The organism is Robinsoniella sp. (assembly GCF_034124845.1).
This window is the reverse complement of record NZ_JAWYAJ010000079.1, coordinates 1-4,301: the sequence shown is the minus strand read 5'-3', so window position 1 is coordinate 4,301 and position 4,301 is coordinate 1. Positions and strand designations below refer to the sequence as shown.

The 4,301-nt window shown below is 38.1% G+C and carries 7 protein-coding genes; 4 read left to right on the top strand and 3 right to left on the bottom strand.

Annotated elements, in window-relative coordinates; translation table 11 throughout:
* Positions 1–426: hypothetical protein (locus ACH2DQ_RS03990; protein WP_395025668.1), on the bottom strand; the 426-nt coding region annotated here is incomplete at its 3' end.
* 271 nt (positions 427–697) lie between these two features.
* Between ACH2DQ_RS03990 and ACH2DQ_RS03985 the strand changes: the two genes are divergently transcribed.
* The 4 genes from ACH2DQ_RS03985 to ACH2DQ_RS03970 are packed head-to-tail and all read left to right on the top strand — an operon-like array spanning position 698 to position 3,091.
* On the top strand, positions 698–1,570 hold the full coding sequence (locus ACH2DQ_RS03985; RefSeq protein WP_394916045.1) for a YitT family protein: 873 nt from the start codon (positions 698–700) through the stop codon (positions 1,568–1,570).
* Positions 1,571–1,610: 40 nt separating this feature from the next.
* Positions 1,611–1,883 carry a hypothetical protein gene (locus ACH2DQ_RS03980; protein WP_394916044.1) on the top strand — a complete coding sequence of 91 codons (273 nt, stop codon included), beginning with the start codon at positions 1,611–1,613 and terminating at the stop codon, positions 1,881–1,883.
* Positions 1,884–1,912: 29 nt separating this feature from the next.
* A complete protein-coding gene (locus ACH2DQ_RS03975) occupies positions 1,913–2,371 on the top strand; it encodes a GNAT family N-acetyltransferase (RefSeq protein ID WP_394916043.1) in 459 nt (152 codons plus the stop codon).
* Between the two features lie 57 nt (positions 2,372–2,428).
* Positions 2,429–3,091 carry an HAD family hydrolase gene (locus ACH2DQ_RS03970; RefSeq protein ID WP_394916042.1) on the top strand — a complete coding sequence of 221 codons (663 nt, stop codon included), beginning with the start codon at positions 2,429–2,431 and terminating at the stop codon, positions 3,089–3,091.
* A gap of 75 nt (positions 3,092–3,166) precedes the next feature.
* Here ACH2DQ_RS03970 and ACH2DQ_RS03965 read toward each other — a convergent pair whose 3' ends face one another.
* The gene (locus tag ACH2DQ_RS03965; RefSeq protein ID WP_394916041.1) at positions 3,167–3,721 is read right to left on the bottom strand and encodes a manganese catalase family protein; all 555 of its coding nucleotides are present in this window, start codon (positions 3,719–3,721) and stop codon (positions 3,167–3,169) included.
* 108 nt (positions 3,722–3,829) lie between these two features.
* Positions 3,830–4,301, bottom strand: a 472-nt coding sequence (locus tag ACH2DQ_RS03960) for a WYL domain-containing protein (RefSeq protein ID WP_395025664.1), incomplete at its 5' end; no start/stop codon positions are given.

Below are 4,301 nucleotides of genomic sequence, written 5' to 3'. Positions count from 1 at the left end.
GGAAAAATCTTTATCTATGTATTGCATTAATTGCCTTACCTTGCTATTTACCATAGAGTCATCTTCCAATTGCCAAAAATGTCTGGTCAGTCCTTCCAGAAATTTGAACAGAACCAGCTTCCGAGATGAAATAGACCGAATGTGTCTCATAGAATAGATGATTAGGTCTAAGTAAACACTTTCCCCCTTAGAACACTCACCATCAATGGAGAGAACGCCATTTATGGTAAAGATTACGGTAACTGCAGTGAGTGAGTTGATATCAATTTCCTCAATTTCCAATTGTTCAGCAACTATCATCAAAGCATAACTATACCAGATAGCTTCATCGCGTGTTAAAGATTCAGTCGCGGAAAAACATATTTTCTCTTTGAGGTTTTCCGGAATGATCGGTTTGTAAAATGGAATACAATGACTTATTCGCAAGTGTAAAGCCCCCTTTCTAAATTATTATAATTATACACTAAAATTTGGAAAGAGGTCTTAAGAATAGCTTAAGTTAAGCTATAGAAGTTTTGAATATAGTAGGATCTGGATATGATGGGATGGTAATAAGGAAACCGACAGGTAAAATATATTGGTTACCTGCACTTTTTATTGAAAGCCGGATTTCTTTATGATAGACTATAAATATTGAGTATACATATCCAGTTTTTAAATTATTCAAAAGCATTACGAAATAGAGAGAAGGTAAACTATGAAACAACGGCAAAATTATAAAGAAATCTTTATAGATACCTTATTTGACATTATTGGTTCTTTTGCCCTGGCAATCGGTATATATTATTTTGCCGAAAAGGCTAATATTGCCCCGGGAGGAGTATCCGGTATTGCAATTTTAATCAAATACCTTTGGGGACTTCCAATTGGAACCATGACGCTGGTGATTAATATTCCGATTATTTATCTGGCATTTCGGTATCTGGGTAAGAAGTTTACATTTAAAACTCTGCGAACCCTGATAATCAGCAGCCTCATGCTGGATTATGTAGTAACGCCATATTTCCCCCAATATGCCGGTGACCGAATGCTGGGAGCGATCTTTGGCGGAGTTTGTATGGGATTTGGCCTGGGTGTTATTTTTTACAGAGGATCCACCACTGCGGGAACAGATATTATATCCTGTCTGATCGAAAGAAAATTTCCACATGTACAGATTGGGAGCGCTCTGATGCTGGTGGACTGCATTATCCTTGGACTCTCCATTATTGTATTTGGAAATATCGAATCCGGTTTGTTTGGAATGGTAGCCCTGTTTTGCCAGACCAAGGTCATCGACGGCATGATCTATGGTCTGGATAAGGGAAGACAGGTTGTGATTATGTCAGATAAGAATGAAGTTATCGCCGGAAGGGTAATTGAAGAAATGGAGAGAAGTGCAACCTTTATCAAAGGTCAGGGAGCATACAGCCAAAAGGATGCCCTGGTATTGCTGTGCGTGGTACGTATTCAGGAATACCATCAGCTGAAAACAATTGTATATAATGAAGATCCAAACGCTTTTATGATTGTAACAGAAGCAGACCAGGTCATTGGAGAAGGATTTAAACCCATTACAAAGCAAAGATAAGATAAAGATCAAGATAAACGCTAAAAGGAGAGTACATATTATGATTGAACGAAAAGATATCGTAAATTTGAATTTTCTAAAAAAAGAAGCCTGTACCGGGAGTTATCAGGGCATGCGATATAAAATTGAACTTGTTGAAAAACAACTCATTGTATCCATCTGGCCAGGTCCTTATTGCTCGGATGTTACTCCCGATGAAAAGAAGCAATTTAAAGAATTTGAAGCAAATGATCAAAATCTTGATCTGGTAGTGGACTGGTTAAATGAAGAGTATCGAAATCAGGAAGAAACCTGGAAACAAGTAACTTATTAACGCCTAAACTGCTCTAAGGAGAAAAGTAAATGATAACGCCAATATTAGAAACCAAAAGACTGATACTGAGACCTTTTTCCATGGACGATGCACAGGCGGTCTTCCATGGCTGGGAGAGTGATCCTGACGTGGCAAGATATATGTTCTGGTCAAGCCATAACGATATTCAAAAAACAATAGAGTGGCTGACCTTTGAAACAGGTAAAGTGGATGCAGATGATTGGTATCGCTGGGCATTTGTGAAAAAAGATACAGATGAACTGATTGGAACCGGTTTAATCTACATGGAAGAAGAATACAATAAATATGAAATCAGCTACAATCTTGGAAAAACTGCCTGGGGAAATGGATACACCACAGAAGCAATGCAGGAAATTATCCGATTTGCAGTAGAAGTATTAGAGATCGAAGAGATAGTAGGCAGACATGCAGCCGAAAATCCAGCATCTGAAAATGTAATGATAAAAATTAGGATTTCAATTTATTAAAAATATCCCCTATGAGTGCGGCGGCGGAACAAAAACATACGAAGGGAAAGAGTATTTATGGAAAAGACAGTAATTTTTGATTGGGACGGAACAGTTGCGGACACAGAATCCTTAATATTACAATCCTGGATTGAAGTTGGATTGAAACATGGCTTAGGTAATTTGAGGGACCTCTGTTACAGCTGTATAGGTACGACCAACCTTGCTACCCGTAAAATATTCTGTGATCAATTTGGCGGGGATTTTCCCTATGACGAATATAACAAAGAAATGCTGATCACTTTTAATAATATGTTAAAGAAAGACGGGATTCCGCTGAAAAAAGGATTGCTTGAAATGCTGAAATTCTTAAAAGAGAATAATTGTAATATCGCGGTTGCTTCGTCTACAAAAATCGAAATTCTAGAGGAAGAGGCACAAATGGCAGGTATACGGGATTATTTCCGGGTGATAGCCGGAGGGGATATGGTTCAAAAAAGTAAGCCCGAGCCTGATATTTTCCTGAAAGCTGCAGAAATGCTGCAGGTGAAGGCAGAAGAGTGCTATGTACTGGAAGATTCCTTAAACGGTATGCGTGCTGCCCATCGTGCCGGCATGAAGCCCATTATGGTGCCTGATCTGATTCCTCCAAATGATGAGATGCTAAACATAAGTCTTAAGATATTTCCCTCTCTGATTGAAGTCCGGGAATACTTTAGCGAGATTTGGTGTACAGTTTAATCCCAATAAATACCAGGTGATTGACAGACTGCTCTGGCACATAAAGAGGGACGGATGAACCGCCCCTCACATTTGTTATTTACAGGAATCACAGCTGCATTTTGCCGGCATATCAAAAGACGGATTAAATGCGTAGAAGTTTTTAAAATCAAGTTCATCCTGTACAGTACGCAGTGCTTCGCCGAATCTTTGATAGTGAACGACTTCTCTCGCACGCAGGAATCGGATTGGATCAATTACGTCAGGATCTTTTACGAGTCTGAGTATATTATCATAGGTAGTTCTTGCTTTCTGTTCTGCAGCAAGGTTTTCGTGGAGGTCTGTGATCGGATCTCCTTTAGACTGGAATTCACATGCATTAAAAGGAACTCCTCCTGCAGATTGAGGCCAGATTCCAACTGTATGGTCAACATAATAAGGTGCAAAACCGGAGCATTCTATTTCTTCCATTGACAGGTTCTTCGTTAACTGATGAACAATCGTAGACACCATCTCTAAATGTGCCAGTTCTTCTGTTCCGATATCATTTAAAACGCCCATTGCTTTTCTGTTGGGCATTGTGAAACGCTGGGAAAGGTATCTCATGGATGCACCCATTTCACCATCAGGTCCACCATATAGTTGTAACATATAATATCTTAAACCCTGGATTTAAAAGGGAAGGTACACGATCTCCAGCATCAGGAAAATATACCGATATATTACAATTGGCTGCAATAGCTAATGCTGTATGCCTTTTTAAAGTTCAGAAAAAAATTGTGATATTTCAGATATTCGATTGTTTATAAGATCTTTTAGTTGGATAGGATAAATTGACTGGATGAGTTTTCCGTAAGAAATAAAATAATCTGCAATGAATTTCTCTTCCCCTTTATTATAAAATCCTTTTATTATATATTCTCCATTGACAGTAATTAATTGCATAGAGGGGTAAATTTCTTTGTAAAACAAATCTGCTCCTTTTGGCAAAATATGAACTTCAAAATTTGAAGCATCTGAAGATTGAAAAATATTAGCCGAAAAATCAAGTAATTCCTTAATTGGTTTTGCTTCAAATGAATGATCTTCCATAATGCTTGTGATTTTGTCACAGCGGAACACGTGAACTTTTTTTGTATCATAATCGAATCCAGTTGCATACCACTGCCCAAATGAGGAAGAGATGTTAAAGAATTGTATATGATAGGTTATGTTAGAATTGTTCTTTAAA